A 24,899-nucleotide genomic window follows, 5' to 3' on the forward strand; every position below is an offset into this window, starting at 1 on the left:
ATCAAATCATTTATTAGTGTTGATAATTATTTGCAAAGTGCAAAATTAGTTGGCAGAAAAAAACTTAATGGTGATATTTCTGGCGATACTCTTTTGGTGTCAGCCCATTGTAACGTTTAAATAATTCCCTGAAATAACGGGTATCTTCATAACCCACTTCATGGCTGATCTCTTCAATGGTTTTTTGGGATTTTTCCAGCCAGCGTTTTGCCTGTGACAAACGGATCTGCTGGATATACTGGATTGGTGTTTTTCCTGTGGCGATTTTGAAGCGGCGTTTCATTTGCCGCTCACAAAGATGGATCTTATTGGCTAAATCAGTGACGGATAAAATTTCAGAAGGAAAAGCATGCATCCAGTCTTGCAGTTTGTGGATCAATACATCGTCATGTTGGCGATATGGCGTAAAATTGACGGAATCTGACGATAATTCGCTGTCATTTTCACCTAACAGAAATTTTGCACATTGATCTCTGGCATATTGTCCATAAATTAACTCCACAATATTCAACATACAACTGCCACCGCCGTAAGCGTTCGAGATACAAAAACGGTGATTGTCACGAATGACCTTTTTATCACTATAAAGCGGAATATGAGGAAATAACGTTTTGAATTCAGAGGCAAAATGAGGGTGAATGGTTGCACTTGCCTGCAATAATCCTGCTTTTGCCAGCATGAAAGTGCCTGAACATATTGAAACGATGGGAATGTGTTTTTCATCCATAGTCCTGAGCCATTCCATGATTTCCTTTGAACAATGCCGTGGTTCCCATTCAGGAAAACCCAATGAACCGATCAGAATGATATCGGGTTTCAGATCCTTTAAGTGGAGAGAATTGGGAAGGGGGGGGTAAAGAATACGGTGGGGAGAACTGTCGGTATCATTACGGAAGGAAGTATAATCAGCCACCATAAATAGACCATTGGTGTCATTTATTTGTGGGCTTGCAGGGGAAATAATGTTGACATGGGGAATAGCGCCGCCAATGGTGTTGGCGGCAATGGTCAGTATTTCAATCGGCATGGCAACCGATGTAACAGATGTGTGAGAAAAAACCAATGCAGTGATAGTGACTTGTTTCATATTGATATTCTCTTCCTTAAGAACATTTTGTTATATTAATTTCATAATGAAATTAATTCTAAGGGGAAATAAGCCTTATGTCTCCAATGAATTTTCCGTCTTGATAATCACTTAGTCTGCTGATGCCAAAGTTGAGCGTATAAACCGTCTTGCTGCACAAGGGCATCGTGTGAATCTGATTCAACAATTTTTCCCTGATCCAAAACGAAAATTTTATTGGCATGGCGAATGGTATTCAGCCGATGGGCAATACTGATCACTGTTCGGTTTCGGCATATTTCATCCATATTGCTCATGATGGCGGCTTCAGATTCATAATCCAGTGCAGAAGTGGCTTCATCAAGGATCAGGATCTTTGGGTTACTCAGCAATGCCCTTGCCAGTGCGATACGTTGGCGTTGCCCGCCAGAAAGGTTATTCCCTTTTTCACCAACAGGGTGGGCGAACTTATGGGGAAATGTACTGATGAAATCAGTCGCCCCTGCTAAGGCAGCTGCATGATAGACTTCTTCATCACTGGCATTGGGTTTGCATAAGCGAATATTGTCCGCGATGCTGCCGGAAAATAGAATGCTTTCCTGTAAGACAACACTCATGTTGCGTCGCAGCGATACAGGATCAGCAATCGCCAAATCCATTCCATCCACCAAAACCTGACCATGTTGTGGCACATATAGGCGCTGTAATAATCGGGTCAGAGTACTTTTGCCTGAACCTGACGGCCCTGTAATGCCGATAAATCCTCCGGCCTCAATTGCCAGTGACAGGTTCGCCAGAACTTCAGGTGTATCAGTATGATAGCGGAAGCGAATATTTCTGAATTCAATCTGGCCTGCCAGTTCGGGTGCCGATGCCAGCCCTTGCTTACTGTGTTCCATAGGTTCATCAAGAATATCGCCGACCCGTCGCAGGGAGATCAGCGTATGCTGAAAATCTTGCCAGACCTGAGCTAACCGCAGGATCGGCTGGGTAACGTGCCCCGCCAGCATATTGAAAGCAATCAATTCACCCGGAGACAAATCACCATCAAGCACACCTCTTACACCCCACCACAAAAGCAGTGCCGCAGCAACTTTCTGGATCAGACTGATTCCTTGTCCTGCTACCAGTCCGCTTTTCTGGGCGGAAAAACGTTGGATCAACTGTTGACTCAACACTTTTTTCCATTGGTACAAAAAGCGTTTTTCCGTTGCGGTAGTTTTGATGGTTTCGATGCCTGTAATGGCTTCGGTCAGGAAACTAACGGCATTGGCATCAGATTCATACTCTTTTTCTACCTTTCGCCGAATGATTGGCCCGATGGTGATCCAGAGCAGGAAATAGAGCGCCAGAGAACTTATCACGATCCATGTCAGCAGGGAGGAGTAATGAAACATGACTCCCAGAAACAGAATGATGAAAATCAGATCAAGCAGCAGCATAAGCGTAGAGCCAGTCAAGAACTGACGGATCTGTGTCATTTCCCGGACGCGGGAGATAATTTGCCCTGTCTGACGTTGCTTGAAATAGGGCAGAGGTAATCCCACTAAATGGCGGTAAAGCCTGCCGGAAAGCTCCGAATTGACTTGGCTGGCCATATGCCCAAACACGGTGTTGCGAAGGAAGCTGTATAAGGGTTCAGCCAATGCCAGTGACAACATCGCCATGCCGAGGACATGCAGACTAGAGATACTCCGCCCGACCAGTACCTTATCAATAACGTTTTCAAACAGCAAAGGTGATGCCAGTGCGAAAAGCTGCAACACAATGGCAAACAGGAAAATATCCCGCAATTGGTTTTTTTGCCTGAAAATGGAAGGATAAAACCAGCTCATGCCGAATTTGACCTGTTGCTTGGTCAGGGACTTATCTGCCACCAGCAGTATTTTATATTCGCTCAGTTCTTTGGGTTCACTTAGCGCTTTATGCTTTTTGGGTAAGTGATGTATTTCTTGTTTTCCGGTAGTGGGATCAAACACAGTAAATCCGTCAGAATGGATTTCTGATAATATCCACCAGCGCTGTTCCAACTCAATTAATGCAGGTAAAGGTATTGTGGCAGCAGTTGCGGGAGTCAGGCGATCAAATTTGCTGTGTAGTCCGAGCGAATCAGCGGCTTCACGTAGTTGCGGATCTGTCAGCATCAGGGAATCCAGCCCCAACACATGGTGTATTTGTTCGACAGAAGCCACTTTGTGAAATTGTTTCCCCAAATAGGCAATGCACTCCAAAGCATGATTTTGCAGAGTGGAATCCGCGCCACTGGTAAAGGAAAAATTGTCAGTCATGATTATTTCTCCCTCAATGCTTCAGATTGATATTCCTGAATCGGGCTGAGCAGATAATCAATAACTCGCCGCTGATCCGTTTTGATTTCCGCAATGATGGACATACCTGCCGTGATTTCGACTGGTTTTCCATCCACCATAATATTGTTCTGCCTGAGGCTGATTTGGGCAGGGAAAACCAGTCCCAATTGCTCATGCGTGGTGGAATCCCGTGAAATGCTCAATAACTCCCCTTCAATTGTGCCATAGCGGGTATAAGGGAAAGCATCGACTTTGACCGTAACAGGTTGCCCGGGGCGGACAAAACCAACATCTTTGTTCAGGATCTGGACTTCAGCAAGCTGGACATGATCATCCGGCACAATCACCATCAAATTCTGGGCAGGCTGTAGAACTGCACCGAGAGTATGGACACTCAATTGCTGGACTGTGCCGGTTACAGGAGAACGTACAATCTCCAGTTCTTCCCGCTCCTGTACTTTGGACATTTCCTGTTTCAGTACAGCCAATTGCATTTCGGCCTGTTTTCGTTTTTCAAACCATTCCCGCTCTTTTTGTACTTTTACTCTTTTTAAACGTTCTTCCAGACTTTTGTATTGAGTGATTAGAACACTCAGATCCGATTTTTGCTGGGCGATCAGCCTTTCTGTTTCCAGAAATTCCTTCTCTTGTTCCAGATATTCCACCTTGCTGATGACCTGCTTTTGGCTCAAGGTTTTTCGCGCCTGTAAACGCTGGCTGATGTTTTCGCGCAGATTGTTCAATGACCGAATATCGCTATCCCGCGCTTTCTGAGAAGTGACATTGATCTCCATTTCTGCGTAGATATTGGTGATGCTTGAATCGAATTCCTGTTTTTCGTGTTGATAATGCTTTAGGATCTTTGCCTGTCTGCCCTCAGGTTGTTGCTGGAAAAGTGGCAGGGATTTGGGATCATGTTTTCCGAGCAGGGCCTGATAGCGAATCTCTTCTTCTGTCAGATAATCACGTTGTTCGATCAGACGGGCAATATCCTGATTAACCCCCAGTGTGTGGAGTGTAATCAACGGCGCACCTTTCTCAATGTGCTGCCCATTTCCCACATGAATGGCAATAATGCGACTCTGTTCATAAGCCTGAATGATTTGGGAACGGCCAGAGGCAATCAGTTGTCCGGTTGCGGTGGCCTGTACGTCTAATTTCCCCAGACAGGCCCAGAGCAGGGCGCCCATAACTCCAATACTCAGGGTTATCGCTGTATAACGGGCGAACGGGGAAGGCGGACGTTGTGATAACGCCAAATGCGTCGGCAAAAAATCATAATCGGGGGAAGGCGCACGTAACCTTTCCATTCCTTTGCGTAACATAACCTTAGACATGGAAATGGCCTTAAGTGTGGAAATAGCCTTAAGTGTGAAAACCGCCTTAAGCGTAAAAATCGCTTTAAGCATGGGAAGGCTCCTCTTGCTTTAATTCTTGTTGTAATTGCCAAAGTTTCCGGTAGTGCTTGCCCTGTTGCAGAAGTTGTTCATGGCTGCCTTGTTCAGTGATTTGGCCTTGGTGCAATACAATAATCCGGTCACATTGACGTACCGTGGAGAGTCGGTGTGCAATGGTGATAACTGTCCGGCCCTGGGAAATATCTGCCATATTGGATTGAATAACGGCCTGTGATTCGTCATCCAGCGCGCTGGTGGCTTCATCAAGGATCAGGATTTTTGGATCTGAGAGCAGCGTCCTGGCAATGGCCAGACGTTGCCGCTGACCGCCTGATAAGGACTGACCACCTTCAGCAATCACCGTGTCATAGCCCATTGGCAGCTTGAGAATAAAATCGTGTGCACCCGCGAGCTTTGCAGCCTCAATCACTGCGGACAACGGGGCATCAGGACATGATTGTGATAAATTCTCATAGACTGTTTTATTGAACAGAAAGTTTTCTTGCAGCACGATACCGATCTGCTGCCGGATAGATTCAATATTGAGATTCTGTAAAGGAATGCCATCCAACATGACGCTCCCACTTTCCGGGGCATAAAGCCGCAGCAGCAAACGTGCAAGAGTACTTTTACCCGAGCCGGAGGTTCCCACGATACCCACGGTTTCACCCGCCCGGATATTCAGCGTGAAATGGTGAATAGTGGGGGGTAAATCGGGTTGATAGCGGAAGACAATATCAGAGAGTGAAATGGCTCCCTGTAATTTAACTTGTTCATTTCCTGCCTGATGTTCTGTCGGCAGGTTCAGCATATCCCCCAGCTTATCAATAGCGATGCGAGAACGGATAAATTGCCCCCAGAGCTGCACCAGTTTGGACAATGGTTGTTGGGTATGGCTTACCATCATATTGAAAGCAATCAGCTGACCGATGGTCATATGCAGGGAAAGAACTTCTGAAGCGCCAAGCCAGATAATCACGGCGCTGGTGACTTTTTGTAACATCATCACAATATGACCGGAGCGATTATCCCATTGCTGTACATCATAGCTGGTGCTGACCATCTTTTCAGTCTGGCTATCCCAGCGACGAATAAAGCGAGGTTCAGCGGCAAGGCTTTTCAACGTCTCGGCACCCGCGACGGTTTCGGTCAGGAAAGAGGTATTAATTGCTGAATGAGTGAACTGTTTTTCCACCGCCTTTTCGATTTTTGGGGTAACCCACCACGCAAGCAGAGCATAAGCAGGTATGGTCAGCAGGAAAAGCAGGGTCAGCATACCGGACAGCAGGCTCATGACATAGATAAAGACAAACATGAACAAAACATCGATACACAGTGTGAACATGGAGCCGGTTAAAAACTCCCGAACGGTTTCCAGTTCCCGTACCCGCGTAACAATTGCTCCTACTTGACGGGTTTTGAAAAACAGTAATGGCAGGCCGAACAGGTGCTGAACCAGTTTCAGTCCCAGTTTTATATCAATCCGGTTGGCGGTGTGGGCATACTGGTATTCGCGCAGCCCCTGAAGGATCACTTCAATCAACCCGGCAGCCACCAGCCCAAAGATCAGTACATCCAGTGTAGAAAATGCCTGATGGACGAGAACCTTGTCCATGACCACTTGCACCACCAGAGGAGAAATAAGTGCCAGAATCTGGAGAACGAAAGAAAACAGGAGTATCTCTGTGAGGTTTTTCTTTTGTCTGACAAATTCAGGAATAAACCAACGAATATTAAATTGGCTACTTTTTTGTTTTATTTTCATCCATCTGCCACTCCACAAATTGATAAATTCTGCTTTATCTAATAGCTCTGGTTTTTCCTGGTAAGGTTTTTGAATCAATACCCGTTGTTCATCATATTTTGCCAGAATGAAAGGCTGACCATCACTGCCGAATAAAATAGCAGGTAGTGAAATAGCTTCTAACTTCTTATTTATAGAATATTTATTTTTAATTTTAATATGATATTCTTTTTGTATTTTGTTTAAGGCAGAAATATAATCATCATTATCACTTAAGATTTTATTGTGTGTGTCAGTATGGTTTCTATTAGATATCATTATTATTAATTTAATTAATGATATTGTTTTTCTTTCTGTTTTATTCATTAAAGGAAATCTATTTTTAATAACAATCGAATCTCCGGTTAAGGAGATAACCTGAAAATATTATGGCATTTTTTTATAAAATAAGTTAAATAAATCCTGCAAAGTACATTATCTGCTATCAAGGAGTCTATGGGTGTTGGTTATTAGGACAAAATGCAGTGGTTAAACAGACATTTTGCACTTTATGTCTTGATTTTATCAGGTGAATGGATATATTTTCGGTCAAAGTAGTCTGCAAATCATTTTATTTATCAGCGCATATTTTACTTACCATTTTGCTTTTTGATTTAGCTTATTCTGCTTAGGAAGTTGTAACAATAAAGTTAAATCATAAATGAAACCATAATAAATATGGGGTTCATTTATGATTTAATCAATTTAATTTAATGCAATTTTAACATTATATTAAATTTTAACATTATATTAATGTTTATTTAATTGGATAATAATATGTCTGAGAAATTCGTACAAACTATTTCAAGTGTTAATTACAATAAAGGGGTTTTCTCTCTTTATTTTGTTGGGCAAGAACCTAATAGAATGGCCAATGGTACACTGGCAGAAAGCGATCAGGAATTACAACTGAAACAAGTTATTCACATGCCTGCGTCCGGTTTTATGTATATGGTTTCCATGGTGAAAAATATGCTTGAAGATCCGAGAATGGAAGCTGAAATCAATAAGCTGATCGCCGCTGGTTTTTTACCTGTGCCTGAACTAAATTCTGAGATAAATGAAGGAGAGGTGCCTGTCGCGGTAGAACCTGCTGTTGCAGAAACCATTGAGCCTAAAAAACGCGTAACCCGCAATTCTGAAACATCAAAATAATATCAGTAGAACGCTTATCAGGTAGTTGCTAACTTATGATGATCACACATCAATCAGCAACACTGAGTACAACTGAAATGCAGGCAATAATTGGCGGGGTGATGTTGCTTTGTCAACACTCCCCTCTGCATCGACGCTATTTAGTAGCCGAGTGGCAACAACGTATCTTACCCTCGTTACAGTTTAATCAGTTTTGCTATTACGAAGATGAACATCAACGCCCAGTTGCTTTTTGTAATTGGGCTTTTTTATCTGACCGTAGTCGGGACGTAATTCTTGCCGGAGAGCGAGAAATATCACTAGAAGACTGGCGTTCCGGCCAACATATCTTTTTTCCAGAAATGATTGCCCCTTTCGGACATGCGCGTGGCATTGCCTGCGATCTTCGTCGGCGTGTTTTTGCTGCATGGAAAGGACAAAAAGCCTGCACAGTCAGGGGAATTCTGGATATTCAAAATGACCGCTGTATCCGCAAAGTACAGTGGTTCTCAGTTTAATTTTTTTATCTAACACCAGGATTATTTATGGGGAAATCATCTAACCGTAGTGCGGAATACTTCTTTACGGGTAAATATGAAGATGATAACGATGGAAACGACATAACTGCTATCAATCTCTACATGGGCGGAGTTATTAACGCTTATGGCGGGGATGATCACATTGTTATCGCCAGCCTTAGCGCAACAGTCAATACAACGTGGGGAAATGACACGATTGTGGGGGGCGCAGGGTATCTCTTCGTTAATAAAACGCATAATGGCTCCGTAGAATTTACCGGTGCTGCCGGTGAGTTGGAGATCAATCACACAGGTGATAACGGTAACATCCATTATACAGGGGTATCCGGACACAACAACATTGTGCGCAAAGGCGTACAGGGTGATATTCGGTTTGAAGGTGGGGGATTTTCTAACAGCCTGTACTCTGATGTTACACATGGCGATATCCATTTCACGGGAGCCGGTGGCTATAACAAAATTATCCGCAAGGGAGCCGGCAATGACTTCAGTGGGAAAGGGTTAGAATACGCCAAAGCTGAAGAGATCATACTGAGAGACGCGACCCTGAAAGATACATTGGCTAAACGCGACCATCATGTAAGCGGTATTAAATCGGCACGGGAGCCGAACACCTACCTGTTTGCATTTGCGACTAAGTATTATACCGAAATCAAAAAAATCCAGCTTCGCAATGATCCGGAAACAGGCCGATTAAAATATGACACCACCTCTTGGGTTAAACAGGGTAACCACCTTAATGACCTAAAAAACCAGGATATTTCTCGTCAAGGTGGTTTTTTGGATTTAGATAACGATGTCCCTACCCTGTCAAATCTGAATGTTGAACGTCAACAAGCTGTTACGAAACATGCTGTTGAGAAAAAACTAACAGAGAATGCTTGGGTAACTTATGGCGATGGTGTCCTGGTTAAAGCATCGGATATCACGTTGTCAGATGCCAAAATGGGCGGCTATGCGATATACAGGGATGGGACAACCGTCGATGTACAAGCGGTGAAATCCAATAGTAGGCCGAATACTTATGTGTACGCTAAGAAACTGGGCATACATACAAAAGTCGTTGTGGTTGAGCTGAGAAACGATCCCAAGACCGGCGTGCTGCAATACCTTGCACGTCCTTGGTATAAGGAGGGGGATCACACGGCTAATCTGGCGAATGAAGTTATTTCTGACAGCAATGGCTACCACGTTATGGGAACCGGCAGCTATTCGCTGAGTGACCTTCATTACAGTACCAATGTGGTTCTTTCTGCTTCTGCGCGTGTTGCCAAGCTGCACGAAAACAGAGAATCAGATTTATTTGGGTCTGCGGAAGGTGGCAATAAAGAAAGTTCCGGTGATGTTCATTTTAACGGGGCGGGTGGCAGCAACGTTATTCAATCCAACGTAACACGCGGCAATGTGTACTTTAATGGTGCGGGTATTGCCAACATCATTGAACATAGTTCTGCGTTTGGCAATACAAAATTCAACGGCGCTGGTGGTGCAAACGTCATCATCAAAAAAGGTACAGAAGGAAACCTGAATTTTAATGGTGTAGGTATTGCCAACGTCATTTTTCATCAGGCGCGGTATGGTGATATGGACGTCAACGCGGGTGGTGCAGCAAACGTGCTGGTTCGCGAGGGAGATGGCCGCTACCTTGCTCACCTGTTGGCGATGGGCAATATCTCCATTCACAAAGGCAATGGCAACAGCCGTATCGCAATGGGGGGGGGATTCAATACCCATACCCAAATTGGTAATGGTGACGCATTCTGGTTCGGTGTTGGTGGTGCCAATGTTCTGACCCAAAAGGGAAATGGCAATGTCTCCTCAATTCTTGTGGGTGGCACAAACGTGCTGACCAAGGTGGGGGAAGGCAATCTGGAATCAGCCCTGTTGGGCGGCGCCAATGTGATCACCCATATCAACAACGATCATAAGACTTCCGATACGAAAGCCATTGCACTGGGCGGTGCCAATGTTCTGACTAAAAAAGGCCGGGGCAATGTACAAGCGATTATGGGCGGTGGTGCCAACGTACTGACACATGTTGGCAATGGCACAACAACCGGCATTATGCTGGGTGGCGCAAATATCCTGTCCAAGATTGGTCACGGTGATACCACAGGCATTATGCTTGGGCTTGGCAATGTTCTGACCCACGTGGGCGATGGGCAAACATTGGGCGTCATGGGCGCTGCCGGCAATATTTTTACCAAAATGGGTGATGGCACAACCATCGCTGCAATGGTGGGAGTTGGTAATATTTTCACCCATGTGGGCGATGGAAATGCTTGGGCGCTGATGGGTGGTGTAGGGAATATTTTCACCAAAATCGGTAATGGTGATGCGCTGGCATTGATGCTGGCAGTTGGTAACGTGTACACACATATCGGTGATGGTACCAGCGTTGCCCTGATGATCGCCAAAGGCAATATTGCAACTAAAGTCGGTAATGGCGACGCGTTGTCAGCCATGATTGGCGAAGGCAATATCTTTACCCAGATTGGTCATGGTTCCACCTTTGCTGCCATGCTCGGTAATTTAAACGTGCTGACTAAAGTCGGGAACGATCTGACAGCGGCGCTGATGATTGGGGAAGCCAACATTTATACTCATGTTGGTAAAGGAACCAGTATTGGCTTGTTTGTTGGCAATGCCAACTTCATGACCAAAGTCGGCAATGGCACAACGTTGTCTGCCATGTTAGGTGAAGCCAACATCATGACTCATGTGGGCGGTGGTCTGACGGGAGTGTTGGCATTAGGTAAAGCCAATATCGTGACCAAAGTCGGTAATGGTCTTCTGGGCGTTGTGGCGGCATCTGAAGCCAACGTAGTCACCCATGTGGGTAATGGCACAACGGCAGCTTTACTGTCCGGCAAAGGTAACATTCTGACCAAAGTGGGTAATGGAACCATGGTTGGCCTGCTGATTTCCAGAATCGGCAACATCATGACGCATATCGGTGTAGGCACAACAATCGGGTTTGCAAAAGGCGAAGCCAACATTATCACCAAAGTCGGTGATGGATTGGGGGTTAATGCGGCTTGGGGCAAAGCCAACATCATGACGCATGTCGGTAATGGCGATCGCTATAACTTTGCCAAAGGCGAAGCCAATATCATTACCAAAATTGGTGATGGGCAGGAAATTACCGTTGTGCAGGGGCAAGCCAATATCGTGACCCATGTGGGCGATGGCGATGATTACACCGGCGCTTGGGGCGAGGCCAACGTGATCACCAAAGTGGGTAATGGCCGCAATGTGGTTCTCGCCAAAGGTGAAGCCAATATTGTGACCCAAATAGGTAACGGGGACAGCTTTAACGCATTGTGGAGCAAGGGCAATATCGTCACCAAAGTGGGCGACGGTATGCAGATCACCGTGGCTAAAGGTAAAGGCAACATCACGACAACTGTGGGTAATGGCCTGAGTGTGGTTGCTGTTCATGGCGATCTGAATATCAATACCAAAGTGGGTGATGGTGTTTCAGTCAACGTGGCTTGGGGCAAATTCAACACCAATACCCACGTGGGTGACGGCCTGAATGTTTCTGTCATGAAAGGCAAGGGCAATGCCAATATCCATGTGGGTGACGGCTTAAACGTCCACGCCTCTTATGCCCGCAACAACGCGGTAATTAAGGTGGGTGACGGTGATTTCTATAGCCTTGCTGTAGCGGAAAGCAATACTCAGAGCGCTAAACTGAGTGCGCTATTTGACAACATAAAGCAGACATTACTGGGGGTTGCAGGCAGTCAGGCTATCAATTATCTGGTGAATGGCGATGAAGCCAACACATCAGGAACCCATATGGGACGTGGTGCCATTAACCTGCCAGAAATCTCTTCCCTGAATGGTTTTAAACTGACAGAAATCGATGAAATCACTTCTGATTTGAAGGGCAGTCTGAAAGGTTCTGTGACGGGTGTTGATGCCCCAGATATTGGTAGTATCGAGAATGCACTCGGCAATGAAAAACGCCTGAATCCAAATCAGTCACGTAACTTGATCATCAATGGTGATTTTGAACAAGGGGACAAGGGATGGCAGCACACCAACGGCATTGAAGCCAGCCATTCAGCTAAGTCATACGGTCTCAGTGTTGAAGGGCATGGTGAGCGTGTCAGTGAGCTTGATGTTCAGAATAATACCAGTATTTATCAGGATATCCATGATCTCACTGCGGGCGAATCTATCAAGCTTAGCTTTGACTTTGCAAGGCGTACCAAGAGTTCCAATGATAATGGTATGCGGGTGCTATGGAACAAGAAGCTCGTGTTCTCGAATTACGCGGGTGAAGCCAAATGGCAATCCCACACATTGACTCTGACGGCACAGGCGGGCAGCAACCGATTGGAGTTTGTAGGTACCGGCAAGAGTGATGGTTTTGGTTACATTCTGGATAACGTGGTTGCAAAACCTGAGTTATCGGACAGTGGCATTGATGGTCATGTGCAACAAGATAAAGCAGCACAGAATGCGTTGCAGGATAAAGCACGGGCGGAAGCTGATCGCCAGCGTCTGGAGCAAGAAAAAGATAAGCAACTGACGGCTATCTCTGAGACACAGGCACAACTGGAAAATACCGATCTGGATGCTTTGAACGCTAACGGACAGACGCAACGTGATGTGATCAAGGATGAAGCTCAGGCAATGACAGATGAACTGATGGCGAAAGCCAAAGGTTTGGAAATATTGAATAGCTATGCGGCATATGATGACAAACCGGATGAAGATCAGTCAGGTAAACAGTGGCGTGACCAATTTGCAGATGGATTATTGGGAAATATCCAGATTCAATTGAATGAAGCCAACAAGACTGCACAGCAACAATTAGATCGCTCGCAGCAAACAGCCTCAGAGCGTTTGGGCGATATCCGGAATGCGCTCGCTAAATCAAAAGCAGGTAAGCTTAAAGGCGAACAGAATCAACATAATGCTCAGAAGAATATTGCAGAAGCCCGAGCCCGCGTTAACGTTAAAAAGCAGGAAGCCCTCAGCCGGAAGAAGCAGGCTGAACAGGCAGAACGTGACGGTAAAACAGCAGCCCAGAAAGCCGAACTGCGCGGACAGCAGGAAGTTTCTGCGGCGGACAATAAAGTTGTACAGGTGCAAAAGAATGCTCAGGGTTCGAAACTTGATAGTAATTATAAGCCGAGTCGGGCAGGGGCTTCAGGTAGCGGATTAACAGGTACCGTGCCTGGTTCGGCCACCTACGCGGAAAAATCAAAAAACCAGATCAATGGCGAAATTGAATTGGGAGCTCAGGCAGAGAGTGAACTCAATACGGAATTGCAATATATTGATGAAGGCCTAAATCAATTGAGCGGCGGTAAAGCAGCTCTGAATCGTTTACAGATCAACGCGGGTATACGCGCTAAAGGTACGGGTGCTAAAGATGTGGGAGCTATCCTGACATCGGCTTATACCGAAACATCAGTTAACCAACCTGTCAATAAGACAGACGATGCACCTACAGAATGGGCCAGAAGCACACCGAAAATTTCAGGGTTGGATCTCAGTGGCCTGCAAGCACTGGCCGAAATCCATGCTCAGCAAAAATCGACCGATATGTCAGAAACGGACTCTTCCTCCCGCGTAAGAGCAAGAGCGCAGAAAGTGGCAGATATCTACCGTTGGCTGGATAAAGGCCATAGCTGGAATAAAGACAACGGCATTGCAATCGATAAATATATCCCTGTGCCGGGATTTGATCGCATTGATACAGACATTTCGAATGATGTCAGGCAGGAGATGATTGATAATATTAAGGAATATATTAACAATCCGAAAAATAAAAACAGTGTACCGAAAGAACAGGTTGCCTCGTTGGCAGAATTGTTCGTCAATGCCACGATTGACTATGACTGGAATAAGCGTGTTGAGTTTATTTCAATGCTGGAGCGCTACGGTTATAGTTTTGAACCTGCGTATGGTGATAAAAGTATTGTGTCGTTCTGGTCAGGTAAAAACCGCAAAGGTTACCGTGAAGCTCTGGATTCATCAAATCCCGACGGCAAGAAAGTGGTTTACGATACTAGTATAAAAGGTAACACTTTTGCCCTTGAACTGAACAGGAGACTGATAAGTTGGGGCATGCAGTCCGATACGGCTAAAAAACATGACTTGCTATCTGTTGTCAGGGCTTCCGCATATAGCAATACTGGATTCTGGAGTTCACTCTATGCGACTGGAGCACGTAATGATGTGTATGTCATGTCGGAAGGTGGTATTCGTCTTGGCAACTACTTCTGGAATGTTGAACTGCCAGTATTGCGTCAATTGCAACGTGAAGGGTTGGTGGGAGAAATTCGCCTGCTGGATAAACCAGCCAGTGAATATCAGGGCGTATCGCCGGAATCTATTGGCCGCCGTCTGACCGACGCGGGTGTTTCTGTTAAAGCGCGCTTTGACTCATTCAGTCTCGCCGAGCAGAAAAGACTGGAGGAATTGAATCCTGGTGAGTATCAGCCGGCTACATTGATTGATCTGAATATCACAACCAGTGCGATTGACCGCCTGCTGGATAAGGCATTGCCATTTTATAGCCTGCGTACAGAACGTAATTTGCTGGTGCGTAAATCAGAGGATGATTTAGTTTTTGAAGTCCGTCCGTGGCCGGGTAATAACGGCGATGCGTTCAAAAAAATCATTGTGGAAGGCCCCAAAGGATTGGCTCAAATCAAGCCCATTGAACGCTTTATCCTTGCCAACTATGACAATTACGATCAACTACCTGATGCATTGAATCTGGTGGACGATCACATTGTTGCCCACGATCAGGGACGTGCCTATATTGTGGCGAAAAAAGTAGAGGGTAGCTGGAGCTATAAACCGAAAGCTGAGCCGATATCTGCGGCTGAATTGCCATTTTATGATCTGCGTGAAGAGCGCAATTTGCTGGTGCGTAAATCAAAGGATTATTCAGGCTTTGAAGTCTGTCCGTGGCTGAATAATAACGGCAAAGCATTCAAAAAAATCATTGTGGAAGACTCCGAAGAACCGGCTCAAATCAAAGCCATGGAACGCTTTATCCTTGCCAACTATGACAATTACGACAAACTACCCGAAGCGTTGCATCTGGTGGACGATCGCATTGTTTCCCACGATCAGGGGCGTACCCGTATTGTGGCGCAAAAAGTAGAAGGTAGCTGGAGCTATAAACCGAAAGCTGAGCTGATATCTGCGGCTGAATTACAAGAAGCGGCTTATATTAAGGGTAAAATCCTGGGTGACAGTTACCGGAATGTTCTGGATGCACTCAAGAGTTATGAAAATACGCTGCAAAACAGCAAAGACTATGACTTGTACGCAGTAGAAAAACTGATCCACGTACGTCACCAAGTTGAAGGTTATCTGTTGGGTCATCCAGACTCAGCACGTATTCCAGCGCTGAAAAACTTGTTATCACAACTCAATGTGCGCGTGGAAGAATCCCTGATATTGGCGGAACCGACACGGAAAAGCGCAGGTAAAGGTAATTTCAGCGAGCTTTACAACAACCTGGGTAACGCCAACCTCAAAGATTCCAAACATCTCTATATTGATGAGCAAGGGGACTTTGTTACCCGTGGTAAATCCAACATTCAAACTGGCATAAAAGCGGAAAGTGCAGAAAAAGCCGTTGAGCAGATTAAAGCTGCCGTGACCAACGAATATGGTCAGTCTGTGACTGATGCAGTCTTCGCAAACCTGAATACCCGTGATTTGGCGAAAGATGGTAAGGGAATTGATGTTTCAGGCTTGAGAAAAGTACATCAGGCGATTGAGCAACATTTATCTCCGGTCAGTGCAACACTGTTTGTCTGGAAACCGATCGATGATGGCCGATTGGGACATGCTGCCCTGCAAATTGGGCAAGGGCGCATCCAGATCAACGCAGAAGATGCGGGTGAGTTCAACGAGCAAAATTACATCAGTTGGTGGCCGAAAGGTAACAAACCAACCGACCTTGGCCGTATTTTTGATGTGTCCACTAAGGATAATCCAGATGTGAGGGTTCGTTGGCGTGACCTCAGCCTGCCAGCCAACCCAAGTATCTCACTGGAAATGGATGACGCTTCTGAAGGTGGCGATGAACTTGGCATATTTTATGATGAAACAGACAAGAAGAAGGAGAAGAAGAAATACAAGTCGAAGACAACAGTGTTTGAAGAATTCCAGGATGCCAAGAAAAGCGTTGATGCAAAATTCGCGAATGTCTCTGATGTTAGGATCATAACGATGCTTGGGGATACTTCTTCACTGCAATCTGCTGGTATACCGGAATATATTTCCCGACCATTCGTGCAACGGATAGAGGCTGGCGGCGCTGACGTGTTTGAATTAGGCGAAGAGCTTGCTGAAATACTGCGTACAGCCGCGAAACAACAATCCTCTCCTGAACAGATAGAAGAACGCGTTGCTAAAGTTATCCGTACATTCTCAGAACATGAATCAAATGACATTTATAATTTCAAATCCCGTGAAGCCGATCAGGTACAGGTTTTCCGTATCAATCTGGCTGGATTGGATGCGGCGGCAATGCAGGCGGAATGGCATAAAATCAGCCAAGATCCAGATGCTCGTTACCAGCTTCTGACTGATAACTGCTCAAGCATTGTTGCCCGTGTTCTGAAAGCGGGTGGTGCCGATAAAGTCATCGGGCATACATGGAGGCCAAAATTTGGGGTTTGGACACCAACTGAATTATTTAATTTTGCGCAAAAATTACAAGAAGTGCAGCTTGAAACGGTAGCAAAAAAACAACACTACTCTCCTGTGGAGGAGTTAGCCGCGTTATCGGGTAAGAATAAGACACTAACCGATGAAGTGAAAGCCCCGCTTAAGGACAATACCCCAGAAGGTGTTAGCCGGGTTGTGAATAACCAAGATGTTGACGCTTGGGAAAATATTACGGTCAAACCACAGCCTGAAAGTGGTGATAGTCGCTTTAGCGGTCAGATTATTATCCAGACGGAAAATGATTCGGTTGCGGCGAAAGCTGCTGCAAATCTGGCCGGTAAGCACCCTGATTCCAGTGTGATTGTCCAGCTTGATGCAAATGGTCAATATCGTGTGGTGTATGGCAACCCTGATAAATTACAGTCCGGTAAATTGCGTTGGCAGATTGTGGGTCATGGTCGTGAGGAATCGACACAAAACCACACACGCATAAGTGGCTACAGTGCGGATGAACTGGCCCTGAAACTGAAACAGTTCAGTACTGATTTCAAACAGGCCGGTAAGCCTGATCATATCAGCCTTGTGGGTTGCTCTTTGATTAGCGATGACAAGCGCAATGGTTTTGCCCGTCGCTTTATCTCGGCATTAGGTGAGCAAGGTATCCGTACTACTGTATCGGCGCGTAGCAGTGAAGTGGCAGTAGACAGCATTGGCCGCAAATATACAAAAGATGCGCAGGATCAGTGGGTACACAAGCTCACGGATAATAAAATCGTCTTGGGATGGAATGACAAGGGCGAAGTCGAAAGTCACTCTGAACGCGTTCGCCGTGGTATCTCTGAGAATGACATCACCTTGTCTCGCGTGGGGCACACCGAAGTTGATGCAAAAGCGCAGGGTGCTATTGCGGATAACGTGGAGACATTCCATGCACCGAAGAAACGCAATGGAAACGATGAAAATAGCCCAGCGGCTTCATCAAAATCGGACAGTCAGTTGAGCTATTCCGGCCTTCTTCAGGTAGTTCTTGGTGATGGAGAATTTACCGTGGTGAACTGGGGAACCTCCAACATAGGTATCAAAAAGGGTAAAGGCGGCTTTAAGTCTCTGGCCTTTGGTGACAACAACGTAATGGTTCACTTCGGCGACGGTGACAGCAAGTACAGTGTCAATATTGCGGGTTATCAGGCATTGGAAGGCGCGCAATTGTTTGTAGGCAACCGGAATATCAGCTTTAACTTGGGACGCAGTAACGATCTGATCGTGATGTTGGATAAATCTATTCCGACACCGCCGTTGGTGAATCCATTTGATGGTGCTGCCCGTATTTCCGGGGTATTGCAGAACATTGCCGGTTCATATGATTCACCGGATTGGCTGACTGCCCAAAATCAGCAATGGACATTGGAAAGCGCGAAGAAATATGTCAGTGATCTGTCTGGTCTCGATTTGACCAGCAGTGTGGATTATAAAACCCTGACTGATCTCGACTCGCAAAATGAACGCAGCAGCCGTGGCTTGAAGAGCGATCTTGAAAGCACACTAAACAAGAAATACAACCAGTGGTTGGGAGGAAGTGGTAATACCCCTGACATGGGTAAAATCAGTCGTGCGGATAAATTCCGTAAGGCGAATGAAAAATGGGCCTTCAATTTTGCTGTTGGTGGGCAGGGTGCTGATATTCAGGTAACGACGGGTAACCGGAACTTTATGTTCGGTGACAACATTCAGTCGATTCTGGATACCGACTTAGGTTCACTGTTCGGTCTGATGACGCAGGAATACACTTCCACGGGCATGGCAAAAACGACATTTACCTTTAGCCCGACAGATATACCACGTCAGATCAAAAACAAACTGCTGGACAACCTGGCGGGTGTCACTGCTGATATGACGCTGGCGGATATTTTCGGCGTGGATTATACCCCGGAGGGCGGCATTGTTTCCCGTTCAGGCCAGCCCATAGGGGGTAAAGAGGCTATCGCCATTATGCGTGAAATGCTGGAAATCATCGGTGAATTCAGCGGGGATCAACTGAAGGCTTTCACCGATCCGAACAAATTGCTCGACGGCTTGATAGCAGAGGTGAATACGGGCAGGGACGGCTTGGAATCTTTCGTTGAAAGCCACGGCCTGAAAGCAAAAGCACCTGATGAAAAGCAATCAGAGCATGTTTCCATCAATGAAAAAAATGAACCTGTATCGACAACCGAAGAATTACAGGCAGACCGTGCTCTTGGATTTAACTCTCTGAACCTGCCAAATCTGTTTGCAACACTATTCAGTAAGAATAAGCAAACGGAGATGAAATCTCTGGTGACTAACCTGAAAGAGAACCTGACAGCTGATTTGCTGAACATACAGGATAAAACGTTCGATTTCCTGCGCAATAGCGGTCATCTGCAAGGTGATGGTGACATCAACGTCTCCCTCGGAAACTACAATTTCAACTGGGGTGGTGACGGTAAAGATCTCGGTGCCTATCTGGGAGACAACAACAACTTCTGGGGCGGCCGTGGCGATGATGTCTTCTATTCTGTAGGAACCTCAAATATCTTCGGTGGGGGTAAAGGCAACGATGTTGGCGTGATGATGGGACGCGAAAATAGGATGTTTGGTGGGGCAGGCAATGATGTTGCGGTCTTGGCCGGACGCATTAACTATGCCCGCATGGATGATGGCGATGATCAGGTTTTTGCTTTTGGTGAAGGTGGTATGATTGATGGCGGCAAGGGGCGTGATTATATCGTGGCTTCCGGCAACTTTAACCACATTGATGCCGGAGAAGATCAGGATTACGTTGTAACCATTGGCAACAACAATCAGGCTGATTTGGGAGCAGGTAACGACTTTGCCACCGTATTCGGCAACTATAACCGGATCGATGGTAATTCGGGCAATAACTCCATCAAACTGATGGGATATCACGCGGTAATCAACGGTGGAACAGGTAACGACCATCTGATTGCGGATGTAATTTCCAAGTTCAGTCAGTTTAATGGTGGTGACGGTGATGACTTGCTGGTACTGGGCGGATATCAAAACCGCTTCAAGGGTGGCTCGGGCGTCAATAGCTTCGTGGTCAGCGGTGATGTGATTGATAATGTGGTTGAAGATATCAAGCAAGGCGACAAGATTGTTTTCAACGATATCAATTGGCAAAACCTGTGGTTCCAACGCAGTGGTTATGATTTGGTTCTGTTGACGCACCGCGATATCAAAGATACCTCCGCACAGGGGCAGTTTGAAGCAATGGGTTCTGTCACCTTCAACAATTACTTCAATGGCAACCGTGCGGATCTCATCACCCAAATGGGAGATAAAGACATACAGGGCGAGCGTGAATATACATCACTTTCTGCTAATGCAGTGGATTCTTTGGTACAGGCCATGAGTGGGTTTGCGCCTAAGATGGGTGACAGTGGATTTATTGACTCGCTTGATAGCCAGATGAAATCAACAATCGTGACTGCTTGGTCGGATACAACGAATGGGAAATCCAGACTGGTTTAATTAACATAAATATAAAATTATAAATAAGTTATACTAATGAAAATGGCTCACAATAGTGAGCCATTTTTTTATGCAATTCTGAATTGATTGAGCTTGGATTCGCATGATAAGTCCAAATATCCATTTGGAATAAAAAATTAACTAATGAAATTATTAATTATAAAAAAATATTTGAATTTGTACTAAATTTAAAAGTATCGTGTTGCTTAATGATGTTTAGTTCTTCATGAATTTGATGCCCAGAAAAAATATCGCCTACTCATGGTTATTAGAAATTTATACAGGAGTAGTGATTCTGAAAAAACAGATAAATTATCGGGTTATGACGGAAAAATATAGGTGGTATATATGATTTTCGTTACAATATTAATGTTTTCAGGGGAAGAGAATTATCAATGGAGATATGATACTCATAGTGAAGAATCAAAAAGATTATTGTATATTTTTCAAGGTTTCATGAAAGGAATCAATGTTGGAAATCACAAAGATAAACTAGGTTTCTCTGGAGTTCTTGTTGAATTTGATGGTGAAACTGTGGGTGAAGCGGCTAAGTATGGAATACCTGATTCATTTTATCTATGTGATGGGCATGTGTTAAATCTATGGGAAAGTCAATATATTGCCTGTGAATTGATTGAAAGTTCGAACTTAAATGAGTTACTGAAATATGAATTAAATAAGATGATAAATAATATTAAGGAAACAGAAATTATTAAGAAAGATACAGAGGGGTTTTCTAAAGGCTTAATCGAAGATAAAGATAATCATATAATAGTAGGAAGACGTAAATTTTTACATGATGTAGGAAGTAAGGGAAATCTCGATATTAATTTCGTTAATCCTATTACTAATATTTCATATTCTATTCAAACTGGGTTATTCAGTAAAATGTTCTGGAATGTCCCCGGTCGTATTGAGCATAATAACTGCTATGCTTACGCGTGTAATTATGCATCCGGAACTTTCCCCAGTCCTAGCCGGTATTCTGGCAAACCACATAAAAGAACCATCTATTCTCTGATAGATGCCGTTATTGCTGATGGATTAATTCCGTTGGAAGAGTATAAAATTCAAGAAAATACTCCGAATTATGTTATTGCTCTTTATTGTATTCCTTCCACTTCCAGTGTCATTCTTGACAATATTTTTTGGGATTATCATTTTTATCGGTTGGTCATAGGTAGGGGTAGTAAGCATTCTCAATTTTGGGGGCATAAACCAGGCCAAGGAACAGCCAGAAAAAGAGATGATAAAGGAAAAATTATATATGATCCTAACAAATGTGAACGTGGGGGCTATACTGAATTTGCGGGTTATTTTATTGTTAATAATCAGGTTAAGATAAAATAAGGATTGAGGGGAATCCGAGCCTTGTCTGATCGTGAAATGCGCATAGATCGTCTCTTCTTGTTACCTACCGTGCTCTTAGTCTGGGGAGTGCATGGCGTCCTTTACGAAACTTACTTTTCAGGTTCAGCGTTAGTAATGATGGGAATCGGTTTAGTTATTGGTATCACTATTGGTTGGCTGCTTTGGAAATCCCAGCCACGGTTAAAAGAAAAAGCGGGTAGCACATTGATTATCCGTTCGGGTACTCCGTTGACATTGGTATTGATTGTGATTACGTTTGTGGGCAAATTTATTATGACGGCCATGTTAAACTCTGATCCAACGTTGTTGCATTCCTTACATTATAATCTGCTGTTCGGTTTATTCAGTGGTGTTCTTGGTGGTATTTTCTGGGGCGGAACACTGAATCTTTTTATTTCATGGTATAAAAACAAGAATAAGGATAGGCAATAAATAAAATAAGAAGATGTGACCGTTACTCTGTAATACGGGAATGCGGCTGTTTTGTTGTCTGCAAAGTAAGTTCCTGTCCTGATGAAAATGGCTATGTGTCAGTTCAACTGCTTTTGGCGAATATGCCTTATTATTCCATCTTGGAATTCTGTCTTTTTTCTTTGTCCGCGGATATACTGTCGCTTTATTTTTACCGGTTAGTTCTAAATGATAAGAAAATTACTATTACTATCTGTGTTTGCGATTGCCGGATGTTCTGTCGGAAGGGTACCAACAGATCATCTTGTATTACTTAACAACGACAAGCTTTGTCGTGCTCTCGGAGAAAATTCCGATAACGGAGATATCACCACCAGGATATTGAACGAAATATTATCCAGAGGTGATTCGATAGATATGCAGGAATGTTATTCTATTGAAAGATTTGTAAAAAGTAGCCGAATGCCTTCGACTCATGATTTTTGGTTTAACAGTATTAACCAAAGGGATATTGAGACAATGAAAAGTATGGTACAAATGAAGGCCGACGGTAAATTATAATCTGTTTATAGCGCATTCTATTCTGAATGCGCTGATTATTGTGGTGATAGAGAAAGAGTTTAAATTATAAATAAAATGAAATCCCATCCCGATCCAATCGCCTGCTCTTATCATCTACCTTATAGGTATCTATGCTTCGGCTTTGTCATCGTGCTGTAAACTTTCCATCTAATATTGCTTGTAATGAACAAGGGTTTCAATGGAAAAAGGATTTTTCATCTATGCTCTTGATCAGGTATTCCCTTAAGTCAACTTCGAAAATTATAAATATCCGCTAATTTTAATTTTATATCTGTGACTCAAATATATTTATAACTTTTTGAATAGTAAATTTTTTATTACTTGTGGGATAAGGTTTTTTCGCCTTAAAAACATCTTTTATTTGGAAATGAAAATAATTTAAATCTAATTTTATTGGCATTTTTAGGACATCAGTATCAATCTTTATTCAACAACAAAAAGAAATTATATTGCTTATTTGTGAATGAATATATTTTGGTTTTTTGTTAAATAAGTTAATTAATATTTAATTTTGTGTTTCTTAGTTGTTTGTTTAAAATTTATTTGGTTGTTTTTTGAAAAATATTATAACTATCTGTTTGAAACATATGTTGGTATTTTCCCAGACGATAGCCTGTTGATCTGAGCAATTGAATAAAATTTAGAATTATTTCGGTATCATTCAGGTATGTACTGGCATATTTTATTAACTAATAACTTGTGTAATTATCACCATTGATCTGTTTTTAGCTCGAAAATGGTCCTTATCGATCTTATGGGGCGATTTTAGTCAAAAACTAACTATGCCCTATGGATTTCGAGTTGCTCTGAGGCGGGAAGGGAGTATAGCCAACAAAGATGCAACTTGAAAGGCGACGGGTATGTGTCTGATTAATCTCAGGTAGCCGTCACAAAGCAGCGATCTGAAAAATTCAAGGCATAAATGATGGTAGGAGAGTGATATGAAATTGTTATCAGAAAATCGCAAACCAAATGACACAGAAAGTGAAGTATTGAGAATATGTCAGGAAGTTCTTCGTGTAGAATCAATGGACGTAAAGGATGACTTCTTCAGTCTTGGGGCGGACTCTATCTCGTTAGTTGAGATACAAATCTTCATTGAGCAAGATTTAGGCAAAAAAATAGATTGGAGTGATGTGCTCAGATTCAGAAATGTTGAGTCTCTTTCAGCCTTCATTGACTCAACTGATCGCCTTCCACCTCAGGATAAGAGAGAAATTGAATGGCGTGGAATAAAATATGCCTTTCGTGTAATTGGTGATATCAGCACAACAAGTGCAGTACCAAAATTAATTGTCGCTGGTGGCTTTCAAGACATGTATTCATTACCGCATCTTGAATACCTTCTCAAAGATGATGGCCCGATAATTATGGTTAATTTACCGGGAACGGGTTCAGCGGATGATATTCCAAACGATGAAAGTTTCGAATTTCTTGCCGAGTGTGTCAAACATATTTTAGATGTTATTTCTTTGCAAACTATAAATTTAATTGGTATTTCATATGGTGGTGCTACTGCCCTAGAGTTTAATTATCGATGGCCAGAAAGAATTAATAAATCAGTATTAATTGGTACTGCATTAACCCAACCCCCTCATATTCAAGGCAGAATAAATACAGCGTTGAAATTCTTAGATGAAGGAAAATATGAGGAGTTTATAGAGACAATTATTTCAAGTATTCTCTGCCTTGAACCCGGCTCAGATGTATGGGGAAGAGATACAACATACAGACTTATAAAAACAACATTACTGGAATCAACTCTACATCAAGGAGAGCGATATGAGCATCTCCAAAGACGTTTCATGAATCAGAAGAAATATAAAAGAGCTGAAAATTTTAATAAACCCATTCTATTTACAACTGGTGAATATGATATCATCACACCGGCTGAAAATATCAAAACTTGTGCATCTATTTTTCCAAACGCAATGTTTACCACAATCAAAAAATCGGATCATCTCGTTATGGCAGAGCGTCCAGATGTGCTGGCTGATCTGCTTATTCGGTTTTTCAATGGAAAAGATCTTACAAACACAGATTACTTAAATAATATTGAATATATAAATTAACAATATTTTTAAATGTTAGTTTTTGGGTATATGCTGATAATTTGTATTGGCATATATACCCAAT

11 protein-coding genes are annotated in these 24,899 nt (G+C 43.7%); 7 read left to right on the forward strand and 4 right to left on the reverse strand.

What is annotated here, in order from left to right; all coding sequences use genetic code 11:
- Positions 1-64: 64 nt before the first annotated feature.
- The 4 genes from AACQ81_RS00745 to AACQ81_RS00760 form a co-directional block, all read right to left on the reverse strand.
- A complete protein-coding gene (locus AACQ81_RS00745) occupies positions 65-1,087 on the reverse strand; it encodes a GlxA family transcriptional regulator (RefSeq protein WP_237385971.1) in 1,023 nt (340 codons plus the stop codon).
- Positions 1,088-1,194: 107 nt separating this feature from the next.
- Positions 1,195-3,354, reverse strand: a complete 2,160-nt coding sequence (locus tag AACQ81_RS00750) for a type I secretion system permease/ATPase (protein WP_237385972.1) — start codon at positions 3,352-3,354, stop codon at positions 1,195-1,197.
- Between the two features lie 2 nt (positions 3,355-3,356).
- Positions 3,357-4,784 carry an HlyD family type I secretion periplasmic adaptor subunit gene (locus AACQ81_RS00755; protein ID WP_237385973.1) on the reverse strand — a complete coding sequence of 476 codons (1,428 nt, stop codon included), beginning with the start codon at positions 4,782-4,784 and terminating at the stop codon, positions 3,357-3,359.
- Positions 4,777-6,834 (reverse strand): type I secretion system permease/ATPase, encoded by a 2,058-nt coding sequence (locus tag AACQ81_RS00760; protein WP_237385974.1) that lies wholly within the window; start codon positions 6,832-6,834, stop codon positions 4,777-4,779. Before AACQ81_RS00760 ends, AACQ81_RS00755 begins: the two co-directional genes overlap by 8 nt.
- Positions 6,835-7,332: 498 nt before the next feature.
- On the opposite strand from AACQ81_RS00760, the gene rtxH reads away from it, so the two are divergent.
- The 7 genes from rtxH (at position 7,333) to AACQ81_RS00795 (ending at position 24,835) form a co-directional block, all read left to right on the forward strand.
- Positions 7,333-7,710: a protein RtxH gene (gene rtxH / locus AACQ81_RS00765; protein ID WP_237385975.1), complete on the forward strand. Its 378-nt coding sequence runs from the start codon at positions 7,333-7,335 to the stop codon at positions 7,708-7,710.
- Between the two features lie 35 nt (positions 7,711-7,745).
- Positions 7,746-8,207, forward strand: coding sequence for an RTX toxin-activating lysine-acyltransferase RtxC (rtxC, locus tag AACQ81_RS00770; RefSeq protein WP_237385976.1), 462 nt, complete (start codon positions 7,746-7,748; stop codon positions 8,205-8,207).
- 27 nt (positions 8,208-8,234) lie between these two features.
- Positions 8,235-20,399: an MARTX multifunctional-autoprocessing repeats-in-toxin holotoxin RtxA gene (gene rtxA / locus AACQ81_RS00775; RefSeq protein WP_237385977.1), complete on the forward strand. Its 12,165-nt coding sequence runs from the start codon at positions 8,235-8,237 to the stop codon at positions 20,397-20,399.
- A 348-nt stretch (positions 20,400-20,747) separates the two neighbouring features.
- Positions 20,748-21,749, forward strand: a complete 1,002-nt coding sequence (locus tag AACQ81_RS00780; protein WP_237385978.1) for a hypothetical protein — start codon at positions 20,748-20,750, stop codon at positions 21,747-21,749.
- Between the two features lie 21 nt (positions 21,750-21,770).
- Entirely contained in the window at positions 21,771-22,202 is a 432-nt protein-coding gene (locus AACQ81_RS00785; protein ID WP_237385979.1) for a hypothetical protein, read from the forward strand.
- A 207-nt stretch (positions 22,203-22,409) separates the two neighbouring features.
- Positions 22,410-22,742 carry a hypothetical protein gene (locus AACQ81_RS00790; protein ID WP_237385980.1) on the forward strand — a complete coding sequence of 111 codons (333 nt, stop codon included), beginning with the start codon at positions 22,410-22,412 and terminating at the stop codon, positions 22,740-22,742.
- 962 nt (positions 22,743-23,704) lie between these two features.
- Positions 23,705-24,835 (forward strand): alpha/beta fold hydrolase, encoded by a 1,131-nt coding sequence (locus tag AACQ81_RS00795; protein ID WP_237385981.1) that lies wholly within the window; start codon positions 23,705-23,707, stop codon positions 24,833-24,835.
- Positions 24,836-24,899 lie beyond the last annotated feature (64 nt).

The sequence above is a fragment of the Xenorhabdus sp. Sc-CR9 genome, from assembly GCF_963897815.1.
GTDB lineage: Bacteria > Pseudomonadota > Gammaproteobacteria > Enterobacterales > Enterobacteriaceae > Xenorhabdus.

Bases quoted from the DNA above. Each gene is read 5' to 3' on its own strand.
- AACQ81_RS00780 (WP_237385978.1), top strand. From the start codon at position 20,748: ATGATTTTCGTTACAATATTAATGTTTTCAGGGGAAGAGAATTATCAA.
- AACQ81_RS00795 (WP_237385981.1), top strand. From the start codon at position 23,705: ATGAAATTGTTATCAGAAAATCGCAAACCAAATGACACAGAAAGTGAA.
- rtxA (WP_237385977.1), top strand. From the start codon at position 8,235: ATGGGGAAATCATCTAACCGTAGTGCGGAATACTTCTTTACGGGTAAA.
- AACQ81_RS00760 (WP_237385974.1), bottom strand. From the start codon at position 6,834: ATGATATCTAATAGAAACCATACTGACACACACAATAAAATCTTAAGT.
- AACQ81_RS00750 (WP_237385972.1), bottom strand. From the start codon at position 3,354: ATGACTGACAATTTTTCCTTTACCAGTGGCGCGGATTCCACTCTGCAA.
- AACQ81_RS00790 (WP_237385980.1), top strand. From the start codon at position 22,410: ATGATAAGAAAATTACTATTACTATCTGTGTTTGCGATTGCCGGATGT.
- AACQ81_RS00745 (WP_237385971.1), bottom strand. From the start codon at position 1,087: ATGAAACAAGTCACTATCACTGCATTGGTTTTTTCTCACACATCTGTT.
- rtxC (WP_237385976.1), top strand. From the start codon at position 7,746: ATGATGATCACACATCAATCAGCAACACTGAGTACAACTGAAATGCAG.
- AACQ81_RS00755 (WP_237385973.1), bottom strand. From the start codon at position 4,784: ATGCTTAAAGCGATTTTTACGCTTAAGGCGGTTTTCACACTTAAGGCT.
- rtxH (WP_237385975.1), top strand. From the start codon at position 7,333: ATGTCTGAGAAATTCGTACAAACTATTTCAAGTGTTAATTACAATAAA.